This is a genomic window from Promicromonospora sp. AC04 (genome assembly GCF_003058225.1).
GTDB lineage: Bacteria > Actinomycetota > Actinomycetes > Actinomycetales > Cellulomonadaceae > Promicromonospora.
Map to the genome: position 1 here is coordinate 53,356 of NZ_QBUG01000016.1, position 22,170 is coordinate 75,525.

Annotated in this window: 22 protein-coding genes; 4 read left to right on the forward strand and 18 right to left on the reverse strand. The window is 71.0% G+C overall.

Features of this window, described 5'->3' with window-relative positions:
• Window positions 1-175: 175 nt before the first annotated feature.
• From C8K30_RS29155 to C8K30_RS29190, 8 genes are all read right to left on the reverse strand, one after another.
• Entirely contained in the window at window positions 176-589 is a 414-nt protein-coding gene (locus C8K30_RS29155) for a hypothetical protein (RefSeq protein WP_108496412.1), read from the reverse strand.
• 75 nt (window positions 590-664) lie between these two features.
• A complete protein-coding gene (locus C8K30_RS29160; RefSeq protein WP_108496413.1) occupies window positions 665-1,162 on the reverse strand; it encodes a DUF1269 domain-containing protein in 498 nt (165 codons plus the stop codon).
• 165 nt (window positions 1,163-1,327) lie between these two features.
• Window positions 1,328-1,801, reverse strand: a complete 474-nt coding sequence (locus C8K30_RS29165; protein ID WP_108496414.1) for a DUF1269 domain-containing protein — start codon at window positions 1,799-1,801, stop codon at window positions 1,328-1,330.
• A gap of 283 nt (window positions 1,802-2,084) precedes the next feature.
• Window positions 2,085-2,687 carry a TetR/AcrR family transcriptional regulator gene (locus C8K30_RS29170; protein ID WP_108496415.1) on the reverse strand — a complete coding sequence of 201 codons (603 nt, stop codon included), beginning with the start codon at window positions 2,685-2,687 and terminating at the stop codon, window positions 2,085-2,087.
• Between the two features lie 59 nt (window positions 2,688-2,746).
• Window positions 2,747-3,481 (reverse strand): SDR family oxidoreductase, encoded by a 735-nt coding sequence (locus tag C8K30_RS29175; RefSeq protein ID WP_108496416.1) that lies wholly within the window; start codon window positions 3,479-3,481, stop codon window positions 2,747-2,749.
• Between the two features lie 88 nt (window positions 3,482-3,569).
• Window positions 3,570-4,361, reverse strand: a complete 792-nt coding sequence (locus tag C8K30_RS29180) for a strictosidine synthase (protein WP_108496417.1) — start codon at window positions 4,359-4,361, stop codon at window positions 3,570-3,572.
• A 28-nt stretch (window positions 4,362-4,389) separates the two neighbouring features.
• Window positions 4,390-5,256 (reverse strand): alpha/beta fold hydrolase, encoded by an 867-nt coding sequence (locus C8K30_RS29185; protein WP_199230756.1) that lies wholly within the window; start codon window positions 5,254-5,256, stop codon window positions 4,390-4,392.
• Window positions 5,257-5,300: 44 nt separating this feature from the next.
• Window positions 5,301-6,296, reverse strand: coding sequence for an NADP-dependent oxidoreductase (locus C8K30_RS29190; RefSeq protein ID WP_108496418.1), 996 nt, complete (start codon window positions 6,294-6,296; stop codon window positions 5,301-5,303).
• Between the two features lie 199 nt (window positions 6,297-6,495).
• Between C8K30_RS29190 and C8K30_RS31750 the strand changes: the two genes are divergently transcribed.
• Entirely contained in the window at window positions 6,496-7,938 is a 1,443-nt protein-coding gene (locus C8K30_RS31750; RefSeq protein WP_108496419.1) for a BadF/BadG/BcrA/BcrD ATPase family protein, read from the forward strand.
• Between the two features lie 62 nt (window positions 7,939-8,000).
• Complete coding sequence (locus C8K30_RS29200) at window positions 8,001-9,032, forward strand: DUF4037 domain-containing protein (RefSeq protein ID WP_108496420.1); 1,032 nt, start codon at window positions 8,001-8,003, stop codon at window positions 9,030-9,032.
• A gap of 84 nt (window positions 9,033-9,116) precedes the next feature.
• Here the strand turns inward: C8K30_RS29200 and C8K30_RS29205 are convergent, their stop codons facing one another.
• From C8K30_RS29205 to C8K30_RS29220, 3 genes are all read right to left on the reverse strand, one after another.
• Window positions 9,117-10,112, reverse strand: a complete 996-nt coding sequence (locus tag C8K30_RS29205; protein ID WP_108496421.1) for an acetamidase/formamidase family protein — start codon at window positions 10,110-10,112, stop codon at window positions 9,117-9,119.
• 70 nt (window positions 10,113-10,182) lie between these two features.
• Window positions 10,183-10,737, reverse strand: coding sequence for a M15 family metallopeptidase (locus C8K30_RS29210; RefSeq protein WP_108496422.1), 555 nt, complete (start codon window positions 10,735-10,737; stop codon window positions 10,183-10,185).
• 325 nt (window positions 10,738-11,062) lie between these two features.
• Window positions 11,063-11,770, reverse strand: coding sequence for an SDR family oxidoreductase (locus C8K30_RS29220; protein ID WP_108496424.1), 708 nt, complete (start codon window positions 11,768-11,770; stop codon window positions 11,063-11,065).
• 126 nt (window positions 11,771-11,896) lie between these two features.
• Between C8K30_RS29220 and C8K30_RS29225 the strand changes: the two genes are divergently transcribed.
• Window positions 11,897-12,367, forward strand: a complete 471-nt coding sequence (locus C8K30_RS29225) for a helix-turn-helix domain-containing protein (protein WP_233257552.1) — start codon at window positions 11,897-11,899, stop codon at window positions 12,365-12,367.
• Between the two features lie 175 nt (window positions 12,368-12,542).
• Here the strand turns inward: C8K30_RS29225 and C8K30_RS29230 are convergent, their stop codons facing one another.
• The 7 genes from C8K30_RS29230 to C8K30_RS29260 form a co-directional block, all read right to left on the reverse strand.
• Window positions 12,543-14,873, reverse strand: coding sequence for a PQQ-dependent sugar dehydrogenase (locus C8K30_RS29230; RefSeq protein WP_108496425.1), 2,331 nt, complete (start codon window positions 14,871-14,873; stop codon window positions 12,543-12,545).
• 83 nt (window positions 14,874-14,956) lie between these two features.
• Window positions 14,957-15,982 carry a ThuA domain-containing protein gene (locus C8K30_RS29235; RefSeq protein ID WP_108496426.1) on the reverse strand — a complete coding sequence of 342 codons (1,026 nt, stop codon included), beginning with the start codon at window positions 15,980-15,982 and terminating at the stop codon, window positions 14,957-14,959.
• A gap of 39 nt (window positions 15,983-16,021) precedes the next feature.
• A complete protein-coding gene (locus C8K30_RS29240; RefSeq protein WP_233257553.1) occupies window positions 16,022-16,903 on the reverse strand; it encodes an ABC transporter ATP-binding protein in 882 nt (293 codons plus the stop codon).
• Window positions 16,893-17,648 (reverse strand): ABC transporter ATP-binding protein, encoded by a 756-nt coding sequence (locus C8K30_RS29245; protein ID WP_108496427.1) that lies wholly within the window; start codon window positions 17,646-17,648, stop codon window positions 16,893-16,895. The genes C8K30_RS29240 and C8K30_RS29245 overlap by 11 nt, the downstream gene beginning before the upstream one ends.
• Window positions 17,645-18,718, reverse strand: a complete 1,074-nt coding sequence (locus C8K30_RS29250) for a branched-chain amino acid ABC transporter permease (RefSeq protein ID WP_233257554.1) — start codon at window positions 18,716-18,718, stop codon at window positions 17,645-17,647. Before C8K30_RS29250 ends, C8K30_RS29245 begins: the two co-directional genes overlap by 4 nt.
• Window positions 18,702-19,586: a branched-chain amino acid ABC transporter permease gene (locus tag C8K30_RS29255; protein WP_108496428.1), complete on the reverse strand. Its 885-nt coding sequence runs from the start codon at window positions 19,584-19,586 to the stop codon at window positions 18,702-18,704. The genes C8K30_RS29250 and C8K30_RS29255 overlap by 17 nt, the downstream gene beginning before the upstream one ends.
• Before the next feature lie 4 nt (window positions 19,587-19,590).
• Complete coding sequence (locus C8K30_RS29260) at window positions 19,591-20,823, reverse strand: amino acid ABC transporter substrate-binding protein (RefSeq protein ID WP_108496429.1); 1,233 nt, start codon at window positions 20,821-20,823, stop codon at window positions 19,591-19,593.
• A 113-nt stretch (window positions 20,824-20,936) separates the two neighbouring features.
• Here C8K30_RS29260 and C8K30_RS29265 point away from each other — a divergent pair, with 113 nt between their 5' ends.
• Window positions 20,937-21,983, forward strand: coding sequence for a LacI family DNA-binding transcriptional regulator (locus C8K30_RS29265; protein ID WP_108496430.1), 1,047 nt, complete (start codon window positions 20,937-20,939; stop codon window positions 21,981-21,983).
• The last annotated feature ends 187 nt before the right edge of the window (window positions 21,984-22,170 follow it).

Sequence of the window (22,170 nt, forward strand, 5' to 3'; positions counted from 1 at the left end):
GTCGCCCCCGAACTGCCGGTCCGTGACGAAGGGTCGTCACGGACCTGAGTCCGCGCATTCCATGACGTCAAGGACCGGGCGTCAGGGATTCATTCTCGCGCTTACTGCCCATGATGCGCGCAAATACCGTCTGCCGCCTGAGCGGGGACAATTTCACCCGTCTGTATCCCGGTGGTCAGTATGTACCGCCTCGCGCGAGGAGGGAGGACAACGCCCAGATCACCGCGATGTTGAAGGCGAGAATTACCAGGCTCCAAATGGGGTAATAGGGCAGGAATGCAAAGTTCGCGAGGCTCGCGACGACGGCCAGGATTATTCCGGTCACGTATGCCCAGGTCTGGCGCGCGAGCACACCCGCTCCCGCGACGAGCGCGAGCACGCCCACGACGATGTGGATCCATCCCCAGCTCGTCACGTCGAGCTGGTAGACGTATTCGATCCCGGTGACGTACACGTCGTCCGCGGCGACCGCGGCGATCCCCTGGAGGACCTGGAACACGGCCACGGTGATGAGCACCGTCCCCGCGAACGCCGAGGCGGTCATGTCGACGGACTTCGTGGCGCCGTAGGTGGGGTCGTACGGTCCCATGGGGACGTTCCCCGGGCCTACCGGCTGGGGTACGGATGGGTTTGCGCTACTCATGATTACTCCCTGATCAGTGGGTCAGTCCTCGCCGAAGACCTCGCGGAGCGCGGCCTCCTGCTCGGTGCTGAGGTTGGTGAAGATGAGCTCGGGCGGCTCCTGGCCGGCGAAGACGTCCTGGATCTTGTCGACGACGGCGTCGGAGGACATGACGAAGAGCGCCGACGTCCCCGGCGTGATCTCGTCCCGGACGCGGTTGATGAAGCCGTCGTCGATCCCCACGTCCGTGAGGGAGCCGCTCAGGGCGCCCGTGGCCGCGCCGATCGCCGCACCGAGCAGCGGGACGAAGAAGAGGAGGCCGAACAGCATCCCCCAGAAGGAGCCGCCGAGGGCCCTGGCGCCGGTCATCGAGGCGAGCTGGTGGGTCTTGGGCTTCTTGGCCCCCGTCTCCCATCGCACGGTCGCCGCGTCGTGGATCGTGATGAGGTTCTGCTTCGCGAGCTGCTGGATCGTCTGTGAGGCCGTGTCCGCACCGTCCGCGCTCCTGAACTTCCAGACGGTGAGCGTTGTCTGGGCCATGTGCGGCTCCTTCGTGCGAAGTGGTCTGACGCTGCCACTCCACCGCGTCCGCGAGCCCCGGACCTCACCCGTTACCGGTGAGCCTGCTCCTGGTCACGGGCGCGAAGATGCGCGGGGACGGGATCTCCGTCGTCTGACTCGTGATGCTGGGTCGATCGCCAGCCGTCAGAAGACGATCCTGCCCAGTCCCGCCCGGTGCTGAAGGTTGGTGAGGATGAGCTCAGGCACCTCCTGGAGGGCAAAGGCGTCCTGGATCTTGAGCACGACGGCGTCGGAGGACATGACGAAGAGCGCCGACGTCCCCGGCGTGATCTCGTCCCGGACCCGGTTGATGAAGCCGTCGTCGATTCCCACGTCGATGAGGGCCCTGGTCAGGGCGTTGTTGTCCGTGCCGAGCAGCGAGCCGAAAAAAAGGAGACCGAACAGCTTCCCCCAGAAGGCGTCTCCGAGGGCGCCCGCGTCGGTGATCGGCTGGAGCTGGGAGGTCCGGGGCCGCTCTGCGCCCGCCTCCCACTCCACGGTCGCGGCATCGTTGATGACGACCAGGCTCTCGCGGGCGAGCTGTCGGAGGGTCCGTGAGGCGATCTCGGCGCTGCCCGGACTCTTGAACCTCCAGGCTGCCAGTGCAACTTGAGACATGTATGAGTCCGCCCTCTCGTGACGAGAGCCACCACGCGCGAGCCAAGGACGACCGCCCCCGCGGAGATGTTCCCGAAACCCGGTAATGACGTGCGGTTACGTGCGCGACTTGAGGTCCAGACTCCTTGAGTCCCCGAATCGTAGAGGCTCGATGAATGTGCTCGACCCTACGCACCGGATGAAATTTGCTCGCCCGGAACGGGTCCGGTTTTCTCCATCCGGAATTGCCTTGTGCTTTTGGCGGGGTTTCGGGTGTTCTGCGGACCGGGGGCCGCGCCCCGGGTCACTTCTCCAGGAGTACGCGGACCTGGTCCCGGATCTCCTGCACGACGTCGTCGACCGGGCTGGCGACGTTGATCGTGGCCGCCATGCTGACGAACATGATGGCCGAGACGATGTGCGCCCGGGTCGCCGCGTCGCTCGCGCTGGTGCGCCCGTCTCGTCGAAGGACGGCGGCGATCGCTTCCTCGGTCTGCGCGGTCAGGGTGAGGGCGTCGCGGTGGTGGGGTTCGGCGGGGTCGCCGAAGACGATCTCCCGCAGGTAGGTCCGCCCGTTGTCGACCTGCTTGCGGTTGCACTCCACGACCGGGCGGACGATCGCCAGCACCGCGTCGAGCGGGTCGGAGAGGTTCTCGGCTGCGGCCCTGCCCTCGTCGAGCGCGTCGGCGTAGGTGGAGTTCTGCACGAGCAGCAGGAGCTCGCCCTTGGTCTTGGCGTAGAGGAACAGCGTGCCCGCGCCGATGTCGGCCTTGTCGGCGATCTCCTGGGTGGTGACCTCGTCGACGCCGCGCTCGGCGAAGAGCTCAGTGGCGGCGGCGGTGATGCGGTCGAGCTTCTCCTGCTTGTTCCGCTCGCGCCTGCCGGGCGACTTGGAAGCGAGTGGCATGGCTGCCGTCCTTCTCTGCTGTGCGGGCTCCTGCTGAGTGGGCTCGAATGTGCCGGCGCTCATTCTTCCACGGCGGCCGGATCCTTCCCGGCACCGCGGAGCTCCGGGTAGAGCGCCTCGACCGGGGCGCTCAGCGCCGCCTTGACCTGCGCGGTCAGGTCATCGCCGATGACCTCGTACTCATCCGCCTCGACGGCGTCGTAGACCTTGGTGACGAGGTCGGCCGGCGCCATCTTGGGCCCGTCCGCGTGCGCGGCCATCCGGGTCTCGACGTAGCCCATGTGCACCCCCGTCACGTGGACGCCCCGGGGCGCCAGCTCCAGGCGCAGGGAGCTGGTGGCCGACCAGAGCGCGGCCTTGGCCGCGCTGTAGACGCCGCCGAAGCCGTACCAGCTCGCCACCGAGAGCACGTCCACGAGGACGGCCCGCGGCGCGGCGACGAGGACCGGTGCGAAGGCGCGGGCGAGGAGGACCGGGCCGAAGAAGTTGATCTCCATGTTCGCCCGGATGCCCGCCTCGGTCACGTCCAGCAGGCTCGTGCTGGGCGGGTTCGCCCCCGCGTTGTTGATGAGCGCTGTGACGTCCGGCGCCGCGTCCACCGCGGCGGCGACGGACGCCGGGTCGGTGACGTCGAGGGTGAGGGGAACGATGCGCTCGTCGTCCCACGTGCGGGGCGTGCGGGCGGTGGCGTAGACCTTCGCGGCGCCGCGGGCGAGAGCCTGGTGGACGAAGTGGGTCCCGATGCCGCCGTTTGCTCCGGTGACCAGGACGACTGCTCCATCGAGGGAAGGCATGCTCAGGTTCTTTCTGTTGGTGGATCGCTGTGTTGTCGGATCGCCGCCCGCGGCCGGTGGACAGCCGGCCGCATGGCGTGCGGCGTAGTTATCGCTGGTAGTGCGAGAGTTCCTTGCCGTCCTTCACGTAGGTCAGGGCGTCGGTGACCTCGTAGGCGTGGACGGCGGAGACAAGCGGGGCGAGCGTGTCCGAGAGGCTCGCGACCTCAGGGCTCTTGAAGAAGGCTGCCCGCGCCGCCGGATCGGTGAAGCCCAGGATGAGCGACGCGTGGAACCGCTGGTCTGCGGGGTTGTCGTGTGCGACGTTCGGGGTGTCCCAGAGCTTCTCGTTCCAGGGCATGAAGACCTGGGTCCTCAGTTCCTGCAGCACGCCCGTGCCGGCGAGCGAACCGGCGAGCTCGTTGACGTGCTTCTGGAAAGCGCCGGTGCGTACGCCGTCGCGCCGCCGGAGGTAGACCATGGCTCGGGCGCCGACCATCTCGCCCTGGCCGGCCACGCCGTACCAGCGTGCGGAGCGCGGCGGCCCGGCGTAGAGGAAGGTGCGCCGGAACACGTTGATCTCGTCCTGGTATGCCAGCCGGGTCTGCTTGCGGCCCAGCAGCGGCGACAGCACCGACCGGAACGTCACCTCGGCGACCCCGTCGATCCGGCGCTCGGCCGGGATGACGGTCTCGACGCCGCGGGTCGCCGGCCACAGTCCGGGGTTGTGCTCCGCCAGGTGGATCTGGCGGTACTCCTCGAACCCGGGGGTGGCGGAGATGATCTTCGAGTGCGGGCCCTTCCAGTAGTCCACGCCCGTCTGCCGTGGTTGGTCGGTGCGCATCCACAGCGGGATCGAGGAGACGAAGGGTTTCCTCGTGAAGGGATGGGTAGTGGTCATCTTCTTGCCTTCGTTCGGTGGGCGGCGGTCAGCCGGCGAGGAACTCGGCGGCGACGGGGGCGAACTTCTCGTGGAACTGGAAGATGCCGCCGTGCCCGGAGTCGGGGTAGATGATCAGCTCGGAGTCCTTGATGCGGCGGTGCAGGTCGTCGGACAGCCCCGAGGGCACCATCCGGTCGTTGTCGCCGTTCGCGATCAGGGTGGGCTGCGTGACCTTCGACAAGTCGGACGGGGCAGAGCGTCCGTACTTCTGGATCGCCTTGAGCTGAGTCCGGAACCCCGTCAGCGACATGTCCGCGTCGCGGTCGATGGTGCGTTCCTTGAGGCGGTTCACGAAAGCGCGGGCGGCGGGCTTGCCGGTGGCGTTGCGGTTGAAGAAGAGGAATTCCTTCGGGTCCTGCCGGGTCAGCGTCGCGCGCAGGATGTCCCAGTAGGTGACGCCGACGACCTTGTCGATGTCCTTGCCGCCCCGGGGGCCGGTGCCGGTCAGGACGAGCTTGCGGACCAGGTCGGGGTGCTTGATGACGAGGTCCTGCGCGACCATGCCGCCCAGCGAGAAGGAGAAGATGTCGATCGTGTCGTAGCCGAGGGCCTTGATGAAGGTGTACGCGTCGTCGGCCATGGCCTCGACGCTGTCGGGAACGCTGCCGGTGGACGCACCGACGCCGCGGTTGTCGAAGGTGATGACGTGGCGGTTCTGCGCGATGGGGTCGACGATCCGGGGGTCCCAGTTGTCGAGGGTCGCGGCGAGGTGCACGAAGAAGACGACGGGGATCCCGCCCTTCGGTCCCAGCTCGCGGTAGGCGTACGTGACGCCGCCGGCCGTGATGGTGCGGGCCGGTGCCTGCGCGTACGAGGTGACGACGGGTTCGTTCGAGGTGCCGATGCTGCTCATGATGTTCTCCTGTGTGCTGGCTTGCGGATGGTGAGAAAGGCCGGTCAGGCCCTGGTGATGACGGCCTTGCCGCGGATGCCGCCCTTATCGAGGGACTGCACTGCCGCCGGGGTCTGGTCGAAGTCGAAGACCCGTCCGACGACGGGGCGCACCGCGCCGCTGTCGACGAGGGCTGTGATCTGGCGGAGCTGGTCGCCGCTGGCGTGCATGAAGAGGAACTCGTACTGCACGCCGAGGCGCCGGGCCTGGCGGCGGATGCCGCCGCTGAGGGCGGCCGTCACGAGCCGGATCAGCGGGCTCGCGCCGATCTCGCGGGCGAACGCGGGGTCGGGCGGCCCGGCGATCCCGATCGCCTTGCCCCCGGGGCGCAACACCCGCAGGGACCTTTCGAGGTTCTTCCCGCCGAGGCTGTCCAGCACCAGGTCGTACCCGTCCAGGAGCTGTTCGAAGTCCTGGTTGCGGTAGTCGATGACGCTGTCGGCGCCGAGCTCGCGCACGAAGTCGGCGTTGCCTGCACTGGCCGTGGTGGCGACGGTGGCGCCGAGGTGCTTGGCGAGCTGGATCGCTATCGTGCCGACTCCGCCGGCGCCGGCGTGGATGAGGACCCGCTGGCCCGGCTGCACGTTGCCCTTCTCGACCAGAGCCTGCCAGGCGGTCAGTGCCACCAGCGGCAGCGAGGCCGCCTCCTCGAGGGTGATCGATGCCGGCTTGAGGGCCAGGTCGGTCTCGGCGACCGCGATGCGCTCGGCGAAGGTTCCGATGCGGTCCTTGCCGGGCCGGGCGTACACCTGGTCGCCGAGCGCGAATCCCCGCACCTTCGCGCCGACGCCGATGACGGTTCCGGCGAGGTCGTTGCCGAGGGTCTGCGGGAGCTTGTACGGGAGGACCTGCTTGAACTCCCCGGCGCGGATCTTCTCGTCGAGCAGGTTGAGCCCGGCGGCCTGGACCTGGACGAGCACGTCGTGCTCCCCGGCCTCGGGCTCGGGGACGTCCGCTTCCTGCAGCGGCCCCTTGTACTTGCTGACGACGAACGCTCGCATGGTGACTTTCCTTCTTGTGCCGGTGGCTTGCTCTCGATCAACCTGAGTTCACTCAATAATGAGACGACTCAGTAAATCTGTCAAGGGGTCGCCCCGGCGCCGCATATGACACCCGACACATGCGGATTGCGGCGTCCCGGGTGAATATGGCCCGGTGCCGATAGCGACTGGTCAGCAGGGCGGGGCAAGGGCCCCGAAAATGGACGCCGGGATAGCCGGAGTGGACATCGGCGGCACGGGTTCGCGCCTGCGGGTCACCATCGGCCAGTTCGGTAGGTCGTACGAGGTCACAGGGCCGCCGGCCGCCGTCGTCGCCGGGCGCTCGACCGTGCCGGACGTGGTGCGGGACCTGTGCCGGGGCTTCGCCGCCCAGTTCGGCGGACGCCCCCGGGTGGCGGCCGCCGCCGTCGGGATGCGCGGGTTCCGGTCCATGACGCAGGCCGGGATCCTCGACCCCAACCGCGTGCACGACATCCTCGCGGAGGAGCTGCGCACCAGCTCGACCGCCGTCTCGAGCGACGCGGTCACCGCCCACCTGGGCGCCCTCGGCGCGGGACCGGGCGCCACGCTCGCCGTCGGGACCGGCGCTGTGGCCGTGGCATGCGACGACGTCGGCAGGTGGCACCTCGCCGACGGGATGGGGCCGCACGTGGGCGACAACGGCGGCGGCGCCTGGATCGGCCGCCGCGGCCTGGACGCGGCGGCGCGGTCGATGGACGGCCGGCGGATGGGCGCGTCGCCGGCACTTGTCCGGGCGGCCGAGCAGCACTTCGGGCGGCGGGAGCGGTGGACGGCCGTCAACGACGTGTCGCTGTTCGCCGGTTTCGCGCCGCAGGTCATCGCGGCAGCGGACTACGGCGACCTGGCGTGCCGCGAGATCCTCGACGAGGCGGCCCGGTCCCTGGCGGACGGGCTGTGCGCGGTGCTGAGCCATCCCGGCGTGGCACCCGTGGCGGTCACCACGGGAAAGCTCCTGCTGCACGCGCCGATGTTCCGGTCGATGGTGATCCGCCACCTCCTGGAGAAGCGCGGCGACGTGCGCGTGCAGCCCACCGCCGGGCTGCCGCTCGACGGTGCGCTGGCCCTGGCGAGGATGCTGACCGCATACCCGGACGTCGTCCAGGAGCACGTCCCCCTGCTCGCCGTCCGGATCAGCTCGGCTCCCAGGCCGGACGACTCCATAACCCTGCCGAGGGTGGTCCTCCCGGTCGTGCGGCCTTTCCGGGCGGAGAGCGTGCCGACGGCCTGGGTCGTCGAGGTCCGGTCCGACCACGAGTGGTCCGCCGACCAGGTCGCCGAGGACCGCCTTACCCCTGCCGCCTCGGTGGACACCGTCGTGCCGCTGACGGGCGAGCGGCTGGTGGTCGGCCGTGCGTCACGCAGCCGCGGCGTCCTGCCCGACATCGTCTGTGAGGACACCGGCGTCTCGCGCAGGCACTGCGAGATCGCCTGGAAGGAGGGCGGCTGGAGCGTCGTCGACCTCGGGTCGGCCAACGGCACCTACGTCGCCGCGCGCGGCGACGCCCTGCCCACCGTGCCGCTGCGCCCGGGGGAGCGCCGCTGGCTGGCCGACGGCGACCGCATCTACGTGGGCGGCTGGACCTGCCTGACGGCGCGGGCCGTCACCGCCAGCGTGCGCTGAGCGCGGGCCCGGGCCGCCGGAATCGCCTGGACCGGCCAGGGCCCGGCTCGTAGGTTGGCGGCATGTCCGGCATCAACCTCGCCCGCGCGTACTGGGCCGACGTCGTCCGCCCGATCCTGGACCGGAAGCTGCCGGACCTGCCGCGCGCGGCCGGGCGGCTCGGCACCGGCTCGGACGTGCTCGGGCTCGACGACGACACCTCTCGCGACCACGACTGGGGCCTCCGGCTGACCCTGCTGGTCCCGGCCGACCGCGTGCGCGAGGTCGACCAGGTCCTCGCCGCGGCCCTCCCGGCGTCGTACCAGGGATGGCCGACGGCGTTTCCCCTCTCCAAGGACCCGACGGTCCGGCACCAGGTCGAGATCGAGGCGCCCGCCGACTTCGTACGGGAGCGCACGGGGCTCGACGTCGGCGACGGCATGACCGCAACCGACTGGCTCTCGCTGACGGGGCAGTCCGCGCTGGAGGTCACCGCCGGGCCCGTGTTCGAGGACACGTCCGGCGAGATCACCGCGCTGCGCGAACGGCTCGCCTGGTACCCGCACGACGTCTGGCTGCACGTGCTGGCCGCCGAGTGGACCCGAGTCGAGCAGGAGCTGCCGTTTGTGGGGCGCACCGGGCAGCGCGGCGACGACCTCGGCTCCCGGACGATCGCCGCACGCCTGGTCACGGCGCTGGTCCGGCTCGGCTTCCTGCTGGAGCGGCACTGGCCGCCGTACCCCAAGTGGGCGGGGACGCTGTTCGGGCGGCTGCCCGTGGCGCCGTCGGCCGCCGGGCACCTGGCCGGGGCGCTCGCGGCCGCGACCTGGCAGGAGCGCGACGCCGCCCTGCGCGCGGCCTGCGAGGTGCTGCACGACCGGCAGCGGGCCGTCGGGCTGCCCGCCCTGGACGGGCCGGCGTGCGAGGACTTCTGGGACCGGCCGTTCACGGGGCTGCGCGACGGCGTGGCCGGGGCGCTGCGCGCGGCGATCACCGACCCGGAGGTGCGCGCACTGCCGCACCGCGGGGGCGTCGAGCAGTGGCTGGACGACGTCGGCACCCTGACTAACCCGACGGCCAGGCTCCGCCTGACCCGGGCCTCGGCCGCGGACTGACTCGCGTTCAGCAGGCTCGAAGCGGCCATGTATCCGAGGAAGACGGCACTATCGAGCCTGCTGAACCGACCTCAGTAACTTTGGTCAGCCCACCAGGGGTTTCGGGATGTAGGCGGCGACGATCTTGTTGCCGTCTACCGCCTCGGCGATGACGAAGTCGACCGCGAGGCTGCACAGCGCGTAGGCGTCGGCGTCGGACAGGGCGCCGTTCGTCTGCTCGCGCAGGAAGCGGATCGCCTCCGTCGCGGCGATCTGCAGGGCGACGTCGAGGTCCGGGTGGGCGCCCATCGTGAGGTGGTGGCCGGGCAGCTCGGCGCGCGGCCACGTCAGGCTCGCGCCCTTGCGCACCGTGAACCGGGCGGTGAACGACATGGAGTGCTCGACGGCGGTCTGGTTGATCTCGCCGTGCCCCTGCGCGCCGTGGGTGTCCCCGACGTAGAACTGCGCGCCCGGCTGGAAGACCGGCAGGTGGAGCGTCGAGCCCGCCGTGAGGTCCTTGATGTCCATGTTGCCGCCCCACCGGTCGGGCGGGTTGGCGGAGACGAACCCGGCGTCGGTGGGCGGGGCGACCGCCATGATCCCGGCGAACGGCCGGAACGGGATGCGGATCCCGTGCCCGAAGTCGTAGTGGTGGTGGTGCTCGTCGAGCCGGAGGAGCCGCACCGACGGCTCCTCGAGCAGGTCGGGCAGGACGCCGCTGCCGTGGGCAGAGACGTTGACGCCGTACGGCACGCGCGGTGCGAGGTCGAGGATCTCCACCTCCAGCACGTCGCCCGGCTCGGCGCCTTCGACATGCAGCGGTCCGGTCAGGACGTGGCCCGAGGAGCCCGGCGTCCGGGGGATCGTGGCGATGTCGGCCAGCTCGGGGAGGACGTCGTCGGCGGGCACGCCGAGCCGCTCGAACCAGGTGACCGGCCCCTCGCTCGCCGAGACGCCCATCTGGTTCACCGCGTCGATCTTGACCACGCTGCCCGACGGGACGGTGAGCACGGACTCCCGGTTCGTGGGGAACCAGCCCCAGAGCGAGCTGTCCCTGGTCGCCTTGAGACAGGCGTCGAACGCCGGCGTGCTGTGGTTCATCCGTGGCTCCTTGTTCGGCTGCGTCGGTCAGCTGTGTCGTCTGTTGGACCGTCCAGCCGTATCCAACCGCTTATCCGCCGGAGCTGTCCTCGAGCAGCGCGGGGCAGGTGCCCCCGGGCTCGGTCAGCAGCTCGAAGTGCCAGATCTCGTTCGCGTACACCTGGCACAGGCCGTAGTCGGTGCCGTGCTGGATCAGCCAGTAGGAGCCCTCCGTCGGCCCGATGTCGACGGCGTTCCCGCTGACGTGCTCGGACAGCTCTGGTGTGCTGACGAAGCGCCGGGCCTCCTCGAGGCTGCCGTACTCCTCGACCGCCTGGTCGAGCAGGCTCTGCTGGAAGGCCGGGCTGCGCCAGCCGCTCGTCACCCAGAAGTCGATGTCGTCGGCCGCCGCGTCGGTCGCTGCCTGGCGGACGGCCGCGGCGAGCGCGGGTTCGAGCCTGGTGATCGCCGGGATGTCGTCGTCGAGCGTCGCCGCGCCGCCGGGGACGTCGCCCCCGGCCACGCCGGTCGATCCGGACGAGGTGGGGCCCGGGTCCAGGGCGTCGCCGACGGCCTGGGTGACAGGGGAGTCGCCGCGGTCGAGCAGGGGGTAGACGCCGAAGACGGCGACCAGGGCGACGGTCACGACCGCGAGGCCGGCCGCCGTCGGACGAGGGCGGACGCTCGCTCCGCGGCGTCCGTGGCCGCGCGGGGCGGGCCGCGGGGCTGACGGTGGAGCCGTGCGTCGGTCCGGGGGCGGGAAGGAGGGCGGGAGGGACGGCGGGGCGTTCCGCCGACCGGGCGGCGGGGCGGAGGGTGGGAAGTCGACCGGGTCGGGGCGTCGGCGGGATGCGCCGACGTGTGCCGGGGGTCGGCTGCGCTGTTGTGGGCTCATGCCCCCAGCCCAGCGGCCGCGCCGTTGCGGGGGCGTCTCCGTTTTCGGATACGCCCCCGATACGTCGGCGTTGCCGCTACCCCGCGGGCTGCAGCTGCGGGTACAGCGCTGACAGCGGGCCGGAGAGACCCTGCTTGAGCTGACGGCTCGTCTCGTCCGCGAGGACCTCCGGCTCGCCCGCCTCGAGCCCGTCGTAGATCGCCGCCACGATGTCGCGCGGGTCCTCCTTCGGCACGTCGAGCCCGGCGGTCATGGGGGTGTCCGTGTACCCGAGGTGCGCGCCGAGCACGTGCGTTCCCTGGTCCAGGAGCTCGACCCGCAGCACGTTGCTGAGCGACCAGAAGGCCGCCTTGGTCGCCGAGTAGGCGCCCGTGCCGAGCCAGCTCAGCGCGGAGTGCACGTTGATGATGCTGCCGCCGTCGTTGCGGGCCAGCACCGGGGCGAAGGCCTGGACCATCGCGAGCTGCGCGAACACGTTGGTCTCGAAGACCGTGCGCACCGCGTCGATCGGCGTGCTCAGCGTGGGGATCGCGGGGGCGCTGATCCCGGCGTTGTTGATCAGGACCGTCGTGTCGGCGGCCTGCTCGGCCGCGGCGGCGACCGACTCGGGGGAGTTGATGTCCAGTGTCAACGGCACGACGTGCGGGTCGGTCCACTCCCGCGGGGTGCGGGCGCTGGCATAGACCTTGGCGGCGCCTCGCTGGAGGGCCTCGGCGACGAACGCGCGGCCCAGGCCGCCGTTCGCGCCGGTGACCAGGACGACGGCGTTCTTGAGGGTAGTCATCGGCAGGAGCTCGCTCTCTCGGGTGCTTCGCGGTTGCTACGGGCTGTTCGGTGGCAGCCTGAGTTGGGAAGGCCAACTTAGGCACGCTGGATATGAAACCACAACCCAGATCGCTAGGATGTGCGCATGACCACGACGTCCCGAGAGATCAACGCCCGCTGCTCCGTGGCCCGGAGCCTGGAGGTGCTGGGGGAGAAGTGGGCGCTGCTCGTGGTCCGCGAAGCCTTCTTCGGCGTGACGCGGTTCGCCGACTTCCGCGCGCGGCTCGGCGTCGCCCCGGACGTACTCACGGCGCGGCTGGAGACCCTGGTCGAGGGTGGCGTGCTGGAACGCCGGCCCTACCGCGACCAGGGTCAGCGGCAGCGCGACGAGTACGTGCTCACCGAGGCCGGAGCGGCGCTCAAGACGGTCCTCGCGGCGTTCGTGGCGTGGGGGGACGAGCACCGGCCTTCCGGTTTCGGGCCATCGGTGGTGTACGTCGAGGAGACCACGGACAAGCCGGTGCGCCTCGCCTTCCTTACCGAAGACGGGCGAGAGCTCGCGCCGGAGGCCGTCGCGGTGCTGCCCGGGCCGGGGTGGGCGGGCCCGCCGGCCTGAAGCGCGACCCAGGGTCGGGGGAGGCGCCATCCCGAGCTGCGGCGCCCGACGGGACGTCCGACGGGCGCTCGACAAAAGGTCCGCCCCGACCAAGCGGTTGCGCATCATTCCGAGCAGCGGAGCATGCGCAAGAGCTTGGTCGAGGCGGACCCTTCGCCGGGACGCCTACGTCCGGCTACCAGGCCATCAGGCGGTACTGGTCCGCCACCTCCCGTGCCGTAGCCGCCTTGTCGAAGAGCTGGATCGTGTCCATTGCGCAGTTGCAGGGGTTCCGCTCCTGCGTGTTCTGCGGGAAGCTGCCGCCGATCTTGATCCCGCGCGGCGTCGTCGCCGAGGCGCCGGAGCCGTCCACCTGCCACGGGTCGCCGGCGACCGTGTAGAAGCCCGGAACCCGCTCGCCGTTGCGGTAGAGGGCCATCTTTCCGGTCGTGTAGTCGAACGTCGCGGCCAGGTGCACCCACTCGTCCTGCGGCAGCAGGGTGCGCCAGTCCTCGTGCGCCGCGAACGTCTGCGACGCGCCGCCGTCGACCCGCCGGCCCAGGGCGACGAGCCGCAGCTCGCCGTTCACCTCGATGATCTCCAGGAGCGCGCGGACGCCGTGCCCGTCGGAGTCGCCGCTGAGCACGCCCGCCAGGCCGACGGCGTTGAAGAAGTCGTCCGGGTCGGCCGTCGTGGTGTTGGGGCTCGGGTTCTGGCCGGTCATCTTGACCCAGCCCATCACCGTGATGCCGTCCACCCCGTTGAAGGCGGACATCGTGGGCACCCCGGCCGGGTTGTACACGCCCGCCTTCCAGTCGTCGTTGCCCGACGCCGTCGGGCTCACCTGACCGAGCTGGATGGAGTTGTTGCTGCCCGGGTAGGCGCCGTCCGCCACCCGCATCTCCTCCCCGCCGTTGATCAGGTTGAGGTACGTGCGCGACGCGCCCCTGTCGACCTCCACGGACCCGTTCTGCTGGAACGGGTGCTCGAAGTCGTAGAGGCTCACCTGGTTCGGCGCCAGCGAACGGGTGACGTCCTGCGGCACCGGCGCCTGGATCGTGTCGACGACCTTCCAGATCTTCCCGTTCGCCTTGGCGACGAGGTAGAGGTCGCCCGAGCGGTCGCGGCCCATCCGCAGGTCGGCCCGCTCGTCACCGGTGAAGTCGGGCATCCGCTTGCGGGTCCCGTCGGTGTCGTACAGCGCGAGCTCGTACATCTGCGCCTCCGGGCCGCCGCGCACCATCTGCGACTCCTTGGCGTAGTACACCCGCCCCTCGACCAGGTCGGTGAACAGGTACTTGCCGTCCAGGGCGGGCAGGTCGCGCCCGCGGTAGACGAACCCGCCGCTGATCGCGTAGCCGCTGTCGGCAGTGCACGACCAGCCGGGCGGCGGGTCGTGGTCGTACGCCACGACGGGATAGGTGAAGCCCAGCTCGGCGTCGTTCTCCGGGAGCGGGTAGAGGTTGCAGCGGTCGGCCGCGTCGAAGACGTACTTGCCCTCCCGGTCGCCCCAGCCGAAGTTGTCACCGGCCTGCACGTCGTAGACGGCCTCGATCGCGTGCTCGCCGATGTGGCCCAGGAACATGCGCGGCTCGCTGTACCTGCTCTTCTGGTCCCAGCTGAACCGGTGCGGGTCGCGCATGCCGATGGCGTAGATCTCGCCCAGGGTGCCCGGCGTGTCGACGAACGGGTTCGACGGCGGGATGCCGTACGTCCCGCCCGGGCCGTTGGTGCCCGCCGGGTCGATGCGCAGGATCTTGCCCGCCGGCGTCCCCCGGTCCTGCGGGACCCCGGTGCCGACGCCGATGCCGCCGTCGCCCACCGCGAGGTAGAGCAGGCCGTAGTCCTCGTCGCCGGGGCGCGCCGTCGGGTTGAAGTCGATCTGCTGGATCGCGTGCACCTGGCCGGCGAAGCCCAGGCGCATCACCTCCCGGCTCGTCCCCGAGAACACGTCGGCGGACGGGTCGTCGGCCACCCACTCGGTCACCACCGCGTGCAGGAACGTCGGCGTCTGCGGCGGGTAGGTCGTGGGGTCCGACGGCGGCCCGGCGTTGCCGGGGCGCTCGCTGTGCACCGTGTAGAAGGTGCCGTTGTCCTCGAAGTCCGGGTGGAACGCCGCGAACCCGAACCCGCTGCCCATGCCGCGCCCGGAGAAGAACTCAGGGGCGAACCTGGCGGCCACGTCGAGGTAGACCCGCGGCTCGCCGTCCTCCACGAGGTAGAGCGGGCCGTTGAGGTCCGGTACGTACATGCGGCCCGAGCCGTCGGGCAGCTCGCCGAGGCCATTGATCCGGGCGTGCCGCATCAGCCGGCGGTCGACGGGCGCCGGGATCGGCTCGGTCTTGGGGAACTGGGCGTACTCCTCCAGGACCAGGCCCAGCGTGGACTGGATCTCCTCCGGTGCTGGGTCGGTGATCGGGCCGGGGTCGGCAGTCGCCGTCGTCAGTGTCGCCGTCGTCAGCGGGACCAGCGCGGCCGCGGTGATCGCCACCGCGGCGACCGCCGACCGCCATCGTCTCGTGCTCATGGTGCCTCCTGAATGTCGTCTTCGTCACTACGGAGTGCTTGTGCCGGGCGGGCCCGCCGAGACCCGGCCGGCCCGCCCGGGGGCTACCGGCAGAAGGGCTGCGCGCCGGCCGCGCTGAGGATCCCGCCCACGACGTGCGTCTTGAACGAGCCCGCGCCTGCGAGCGTCGAGTCCTCGGTCCAGGCGGCCGGGTCGTGGCCGAGCGAGGTGACCCACGCGCGACCGCCGTCGTAGTACTGGCACCACGACACCGGGTGGTTGCCCGCGTGCCCGGGGTGCCCGTTGAAGCCGACGCCGCTGTTGTTCTCGAACGTGTCGGTGTCCACCTTCGCCAGAACGCGCACGCCCGTGGGGAAGGGCTCGAGGTTGTACCACTCGTCGCGGAAGTCCCACCGCCCGGGCAGGTCCCGCGTCGAGGTGTCACGGCGGTCCACGGTCAGGACCTGCCCGTCCCGGTGCGGCCCGTGGTCGTAGAAGTTGGCGCCGCCGAGCAGGCCCTGGAACCACGGCCAGTGGTACATCGCGCCGAGGGTGTTGTGGATCGCGACGAAGCCGCCGCCCGAGCGGACGTACTGCAGCAGCGCGGTCTGGGACGCGTCGTCGAGCATGGTGCGCGAGTTGCTGAGGAACACCACCGCGTCGTACGGCGCGAGCTTGGCCGGGGCGTCGAGCTGGCGCACGTCCTCGGTCCAGTCGACCTCGAACCCGTACTCCTGCCCCCACCGGATCACCGCGTTCTGGGCGACGTGCGCGTCCGTGAGCGGCGGGTTCATCCCGGCGGGCAGCAGCGGTCCGAGGTGGGCGTGCCGGGAGACGCCGGTGGCGGTGAGGACGAGCACGCGCACCCGCCCGTCGTCGCCGCGCGGCAGGTCCCAGTCGTTGTAGCAGGCGGGGTCGGTGCCCCGGCAGACGCCGTAGTCGGCCAGCTTGTCCTGGTACGGCGAGTCGCCCTGGTCCGCCGAGGCGGCCGAGCTCGTCGCGGCGTCCGACGTCGTCGACGTCGCGGGCGCGAGGTGCAGGCCGGCGAGAAGCGCGGCGAGGATCGCGAGGCCGAGCACGACCTGTCCTGCGCCGCCGAATGTCTTTCCGAGCATGGTCCTGAGCGACATGACGGTTCTCCTTTGAACAGTCACCGGATAACACAGGGGTCAGGGGGCGTTCGGGACCTCCTTCGGGCGGCCGCCCAGGTAGAGCTGGGCGAGGCGGGGGTCGGCCAGGAGGTCCGGGGCCGGGCCGGTGATGTGCACGCGGCCCAGGTCGAGCACGCAGCCGACGTCGGCCGCCTCCAGCGCGCGCCGCGCGTTCTGCTCCACGAGGAGCACCGCAGTGCCGGCGTCGCGCATGCGCTGCACCTGCTCGAACACGATCGCCGTCGCCTTGGGGTCCAGGCCCATCGACGGCTCGTCGAGCAGCACCACCTTGGGTCGCACCATGAGCGAGCGGGCGAACTCGACCTGCTTCTGCTGGCCGCCCGACAGCGCGCCCGCCAGGGCGGTCCACCGCTCGCCGACCAGCGGGAACAGCTCCGTGACGAAGTTGATGCGCTCCGCGACCACCGACTTGTCCCGCACGGTGTACGCGCCGAGCAGCACGTTCTCCGCGACCGTCATCTCGGGGAACACGCTGTGCCCCTGCGGTACGTGCGACAGCCCGGCGGCCAGTAGCTGCTGCGGCGTACGCCCGGTGACGTCGACGCCGTCGACCACCACCTGCCCGGCCCGCGGCCTGAGCATGCCGCTGGCCACCTTGAGCACCGTCGACTTGCCGGCGCCGTTCGGCCCGACGAGGCAGACCACGCTGGACGGAGCCACCGTCACGGACAGCCCGCGCAGCACGAGCGCGGCGCGGCCGTAGCCGGCCTGCACGTCGGTCAGGCGGAGGAGGGGTTCGGCCGCCGGCGAGGCCGCCGGCGAGGCCGCCGGGTTGACCGCCGGCGAGGCCGCCGGGTTGACCGCCGGCGAGGCCGCTGGGTTGGCCGCGGGCGAGACCGCCTTTTCGGCGGCGGGCCCGGCCAGGGGTTCAGACGCCAAGGTATGCCTCCAGGACCAGGGGGTCGTCCTGCACGACGGCGGGGGTGCCCTGCGCGATCGGCCGGCCCCGGTCGAACACGACCACGTGGTCGCTCAGGCCCATGACCAGCTCCATGTTGTGCTCGACGATGATGAACGTGCGGCCCTCGGCGTTGAGCTCCCGCACCAGGTCGGCGATGCGGTCCACGAGCGCGGGGTTCACGCCGCCGGCCGGCTCGTCGAGCATGATCGTGTGGGGGTCGCCCATGAGCACCCCGGCGAGCTCGAGCAGCTTCTGCTGGCCGTAGGAGATGTCGCGGGCCTCGGCGTGCTCCATGTGGTCGATCCCGACCCGGGCCAGGAGCTCGCGGGCCCGGGCGACGTCGGCGGGGTTGCGCATGCCCCGCAGGCGCTCCAGCAGGCCGTGGGGCTGCACCGCGACCAGCACGTTCTCCAGCACGGTGAGCCGCGGGAAGATGCGGCACAGCTGGAAGCTGCGGCCGATCCCGGACCGGGCGATGCGGTGCGGCGCGAGCCCGGTCACGTCGCGGTCCCGGTAGGTGACGGTGCCGGCGTCGGGCTTGATCATGCCGGTGACGCAGTTGAAGAACGTCGTCTTGCCGGAGCCGTTGGGCCCGATGAGGGCGTTGATCTCGCCCTCGTGGAAGGCGACGGAGGCGCCGTCGACGGCCCGGACGCCACCGAACGACTTGGTCAGGCCCTCGGTGGTCACCGAACCCGGGGCCGGTGCTGCCGGACTGGTCATCGGGCCGCCTCCTCGCGCTGGTTCGCCAGCTCCTCGGCGCTCACCTCGCGGATCGACGACGCCCGGCGGCGCCGGTTCACGAACGAGGTCAGGGCCGGGATGACGCCGTCGGGCATGAACAGGACGACCAGGCCGAGCAGGATGCCCGTGGCGACCAGGTGGAACTGCGTGTCGCCGTACTGCGACTTGAACACCTCGACCGCGTACCCCACGACGACGGCGCCCAGCAGAGGCCCGAACAGGCTGCGCACGCCGCCGAGCAGCGACATGAGCACCATGTACGTGCCCACCAGGATCGAGAACTGGAAGATCGGGTCGAGGTAGCCGAACCACAGCGCGTACAGGCCGCCACCGAGTGCCGTGAAGAACGCGCTCACCACGAGCGCGGTGAGCTTGTAGGCGAAGGTGGGTACGCCGAGGGCCTGGGCCTTGTCCTCGTCCTCGCGGATGGCCTTGAGCCCGGCGCCGAGCCGGGACCGCTCGATCGCCCACCAGGTAAGCAGCGCGAGGGCCAGCAGCACGGCGTGCAGGTAGAAGAACCGCTCGTGCTGCTCAGGCCGCAGCACCTCGGGACCGAAGGGCCGCGGCACGCGCAGCCCGCCCGAGCCGCCGGTGAACGTGTGCCAGCTCTGGAACGTGAGCTGCAGGATCAGCACGAGCGCGATCGAGACGATCACGAACGAGGCGCCCCGCACCCGCAGCGACGCGATGCCAACGGGGATGGCGACGACGGCGACGATCAGGCCGCCCGCGACGAGCGACAGCCACGGGTCGAGCCCGGTCCGGGTGATGAGCAGCGCCGTCGCGTACCCGCCGAGCCCCGAGTAGGCGGCGTGGCCCAGGGAGATGTACCCGGTGAACCCGCCAACCAGGTTCCACGAGGTCGCGAGCACTGCGTAGCTCAGGATCACCACGCCGACGGACAGGATGAACGGGTCGGGGGCGAGGGAGGGGAACAGCAGCACGACCGCCACGAGGGCGAGCAGGGCGGCGATCCGGGCTACGCGTGCCGCCGTCGGCCGCGCCGTCGTCGGCCGGGACGCCCGGGCGAGGTCAGAAGCGTTGGGCAAGGCGACCTCCGAAGAATCCCTGCGGGCGGATCATGAGGGTCACGAACAGGGCCAGGTAGAACACGGTCTGCGCCCAGGTGGTGCCGAGCGGCACCTGCAGCAGGCTCGCGGCCACCCCGAGCAGGAGGGCCGCTATCGCGGCCCCGGGGATGCTGCCCAGCCCGCCGACGACGATGATCGCCATCAGCGGCCCGATCCAGTGCCAGTGCAGCGACGGGTAGATCGTGTAGTCCAGGGACAGCGCAGTTCCGCCGACGGCGGCGGTGGCCAGCCCCAGCCCGAAGCCGAGCCCGGCCACGCGGTCGGTGTCGATGCCCACCAGTCGTGCCGCCTCGGGGTGCTGGGTGGTGGCGCGCAGCGCCCGGCCGAAGGAGGTCTTGCGCAGGATCAGGTACAGCGCGCCGAGCGACACCGCCGCGAGCCCGAACGCGATGAGCTTCACGACGGCGATGCTGACCCCGGCCACCTCGATGCTGGTGCCCGAGTAGTCGAGCTGGACCCGCCGCTGCGTGCCGGTCCAGACGAACCCGAGCAGGCCCTCGATGGTCAGGGCGATGGCGAACGTCAGCAGCACCGACATGGTGGTGAGGCTGATGGGCCGCAGCCTCGAGACCAGGAACCGCTGCATCCCGTACCCGACAACGAAGAACAGCGGCACCGTGATGACCAGCGACAGCAGCGGGTCGATCCCCGTGCGCTCGTGGAAGTACCAGGCGAGGTAGGCGGCCAGGATCAGGAACGCGGAGTGCGCGATCATGACCACCCGCATCACGCCGAAGTACAGCGTCAGGCCCGCCGCGAGCAGGGCGTAGAGCCCGCCCAGGAGGATGCCGAGCACCAGGCTCTGCGCGAACAGGGCACCGGTCATGCGATCACCACTCGGGCTTCGGGTGGATGAGGTCGGCTTCCTTGACGTCCTCCGGCAGCACTATCTTGATCTCGCCGTCCACATACTGCTGGATCAGGTGGGCGCTCTGCGGCCGCCCCTCCGCGTCCCAGCCGAGCGTGCCGACCACCGTCTCCACCTCGTTCTCGTGGAGCCAGTCGATGAGCTGCCCCTGGCACTCCGGTGTCGGGTCGGCGCAGCCGACGGCCTCCACCGCGGCGGCGACGACCTGACCAGTGGTCCAGGCGTTCGCCTCGTCCTCGGCCGGCGGGGTGCCGTGCTCGGCCGTGTAGGCCTCGACGAACTCCTCGTTGGACGGGTAGGGCGCCGTCGTCGTGTAGCCGGTGGGCGCGAGGATGCCCTCGGTCTTGTCGCCGATGGCGGCGGGGAACTCGGCGTTCGTGGGCGCGCCGGAGATCGCCGCCATCTGGGGCTGGTAGCCCTGCTGCTGCAGCGCGACGACGAGGTTCACGCCGTCCTGGTACTGCGACCCGACGATGAGCAGCTCGGCCTCGGAGTCCGCGATCTTGGCGGCGATGCCGCTGAAGTCGGTGGTGTTCGGCGGGTACACCTCGTCGACCACCACCTCGATCCCGGCCTCCGCGAGCTTGTCGCGCAGGCCGTACGCGGTGCCCATGGCGAACGGGTCGTCCATCGAGGCGACGGCTATCGACTTCGGCTGCTCGTCCTCGGGCAGGGCCAGGATGTCGTCGGCTAGGTGGTTGTAGTGGTCGTCGGCGATGGCCGGCGCGGCGTAGAACAGGTTGTCGAACCCCTGGGTGAACACCTCCGCGGCGGCGCCGGCGGGCTCCACGAAGAGGAATCCGTAGTCCTGCGCGACCTGCGCCGCGGGCACCACGAGCCGGGTCGAGAACGGCCCGAAGACTAGGTCGACGCCGTCCTGGTTGATCAGCCGTTCGTAGTCCGAGGCGACGCGGTCAGCGTTGGACTGGTCGTCGACGATGACCAGCTCCACCTGGCGGCCCAGGAGCCCGCCGTTCTCGTTGGTGTGCGCCGCCCACGCCTCGTAGCCGCGTTGCACGCCCTTGCCGGGCTCGGCGAAGTCGCCGGTCAGGGGGAGCGAGACGCCGATGACTATCGGGTCGTCGGCGCCGTCGGTCTCTTCGCCGCTCTGGCCGGGGCTCGCCAGGCAGGCTGACAGGGAAAGTGCAGCGGTCGCGGCGATAGCCGCTACCGTCAGTCGTCGGGTTGCTCTCATGCTCCACTCCTTTGTGGCAAGCGCTTCCGTAACCGCTTACGGCACTCTAGGAACCTGAGACCCTGGTGACAAGGGTCTGGGCACTATCCATTAGTTGCGGGGGAGGGGATCTCATGCGGAAGCACACCGCAGGGCAAGCCGCAGCGCTGCGGCTGGTCGACGTCGCCGAGCGCGCCGGCGTGTCCATCGCCACCGCGTCCCGCGCGCTGTCCGGCGCGAGCGGGGTGTCCGCGGAGATGGCCGAGCGGGTGCGCGCCGTGGCCGCCGAGCTCGGCTACGTGGCGAACGTGCACGCCCGGTCGCTCGCGAGCGGCGCCAGCCCGGGGGTTGGGCTCGTGGTGCACGAGATCGGTGACCCGTACTTCGCCGAGATCGCCAGCGGCGTGCTGGAGGTCGCCGACGCGCACGGGCGCATGGTGCAGATCTGCCACACGGGTCGCGACCCGTACACCGAGGTCGCGCAGCTGCGGGCGCTTGTCAACGCTCGCGTCGGGATCATCGTCGTGGCCGGGTCAGGTCACCTCGACCCCGACGTCCAGTCGCAGATGAAGGCGCAGGTGCAGGGGTTCGAGGCGGCGGGCGGGCGGGTCGCCGTCATCGGCCGGCACCCCCAGCTCGGCGTCGACGCGGTGGTGCCGGCCAACGTCGCGGGCGGCCGGGCGATCGCCGACCACCTGCTCGGGCTCGGGCACCGGCGCATCGGCGTTGCGTCCGGGTCGCGCAGGCTCGCGACGATGGCGGACCGGCTCGCCGGAGTCGAGCAGGCGCTGCGCGCCCACGGCCTGACGCTCGACGACCTCCCGGTGGTCGAGGCGGAGTTCACGCTCGACGGCGGCAAGGACGCCGCCCGCCGCATCCTCGACGAGCACCCGGACGTCACGGCGATCCTCGCGCTCAACGACGACATGGCCGTCGGCGTGCTGTCGGTGCTGGGGGAGCGGGGCATCGCGGTACCCGGCGAGATCTCCGTCACCGGGTTCGACGACGTCGTCGTGGCCGGCCACCTGTCGCCCGCCCTGACGACGGTGCACCTGCCCATGAAGGAGATGGGCCGCCAGGCGCTCGAGCTCGCGCTCCTGCCGCGGGCCGCACGGCCCCGCCGTCGGACGGCGGAGCAGCAGCTGATGGTCCGCGCCTCGACGGCCCGGGTGCGGGGCTGACGCTTCGTCGGCGAACCTGCGCCCTTGGGGGGCACGACGGAATGCCTGGGGGAGACCCCACCCGGCCGGAGTGTGTTGCTGACAGTAGACATTGAGCCTTTCCCGGTAGTGGGTTAGACCTGGCGTCCGGTGGTGTGGTGGATCAGGACGAGGGCGGCGCGGGCGAGGGGGCCGATGGTCCGGGGGT

Bases quoted from the DNA above. Each gene is read 5' to 3' on its own strand.
- C8K30_RS29160 (WP_108496413.1), bottom strand. From the start codon at position 1,162: ATGGCCCAGACAACGCTCACCGTCTGGAAGTTCAGGAGCGCGGACGGT.
- C8K30_RS29245 (WP_108496427.1), bottom strand. From the start codon at position 17,648: ATGACCAGTCCGGCAGCACCGGCCCCGGGTTCGGTGACCACCGAGGGC.
- C8K30_RS29155 (WP_108496412.1), bottom strand. From the start codon at position 589: ATGGGACCGTACGACCCCACCTACGGCGCCACGAAGTCCGTCGACATG.
- C8K30_RS29220 (WP_108496424.1), bottom strand. From the start codon at position 11,770: ATGACTACCCTCAAGAACGCCGTCGTCCTGGTCACCGGCGCGAACGGC.
- C8K30_RS29180 (WP_108496417.1), bottom strand. From the start codon at position 4,361: ATGACCACTACCCATCCCTTCACGAGGAAACCCTTCGTCTCCTCGATC.
- C8K30_RS29200 (WP_108496420.1), top strand. From the start codon at position 8,001: ATGTCCGGCATCAACCTCGCCCGCGCGTACTGGGCCGACGTCGTCCGC.
- C8K30_RS29175 (WP_108496416.1), bottom strand. From the start codon at position 3,481: ATGCCTTCCCTCGATGGAGCAGTCGTCCTGGTCACCGGAGCAAACGGC.
- C8K30_RS29230 (WP_108496425.1), bottom strand. From the start codon at position 14,873: ATGAGCACGAGACGATGGCGGTCGGCGGTCGCCGCGGTGGCGATCACC.
- C8K30_RS31750 (WP_108496419.1), top strand. From the start codon at position 6,496: ATGGACGCCGGGATAGCCGGAGTGGACATCGGCGGCACGGGTTCGCGC.
- C8K30_RS29170 (WP_108496415.1), bottom strand. From the start codon at position 2,687: ATGCCACTCGCTTCCAAGTCGCCCGGCAGGCGCGAGCGGAACAAGCAG.
- C8K30_RS29190 (WP_108496418.1), bottom strand. From the start codon at position 6,296: ATGCGAGCGTTCGTCGTCAGCAAGTACAAGGGGCCGCTGCAGGAAGCG.
- C8K30_RS29205 (WP_108496421.1), bottom strand. From the start codon at position 10,112: ATGAACCACAGCACGCCGGCGTTCGACGCCTGTCTCAAGGCGACCAGG.
- C8K30_RS29255 (WP_108496428.1), bottom strand. From the start codon at position 19,586: ATGACCGGTGCCCTGTTCGCGCAGAGCCTGGTGCTCGGCATCCTCCTG.
- C8K30_RS29185 (WP_199230756.1), bottom strand. From the start codon at position 5,256: ATGAGCAGCATCGGCACCTCGAACGAACCCGTCGTCACCTCGTACGCG.
- C8K30_RS29225 (WP_233257552.1), top strand. From the start codon at position 11,897: ATGACCACGACGTCCCGAGAGATCAACGCCCGCTGCTCCGTGGCCCGG.
- C8K30_RS29165 (WP_108496414.1), bottom strand. From the start codon at position 1,801: ATGTCTCAAGTTGCACTGGCAGCCTGGAGGTTCAAGAGTCCGGGCAGC.
- C8K30_RS29265 (WP_108496430.1), top strand. From the start codon at position 20,937: ATGCGGAAGCACACCGCAGGGCAAGCCGCAGCGCTGCGGCTGGTCGAC.
- C8K30_RS29235 (WP_108496426.1), bottom strand. From the start codon at position 15,982: ATGTCGCTCAGGACCATGCTCGGAAAGACATTCGGCGGCGCAGGACAG.
- C8K30_RS29260 (WP_108496429.1), bottom strand. From the start codon at position 20,823: ATGAGAGCAACCCGACGACTGACGGTAGCGGCTATCGCCGCGACCGCT.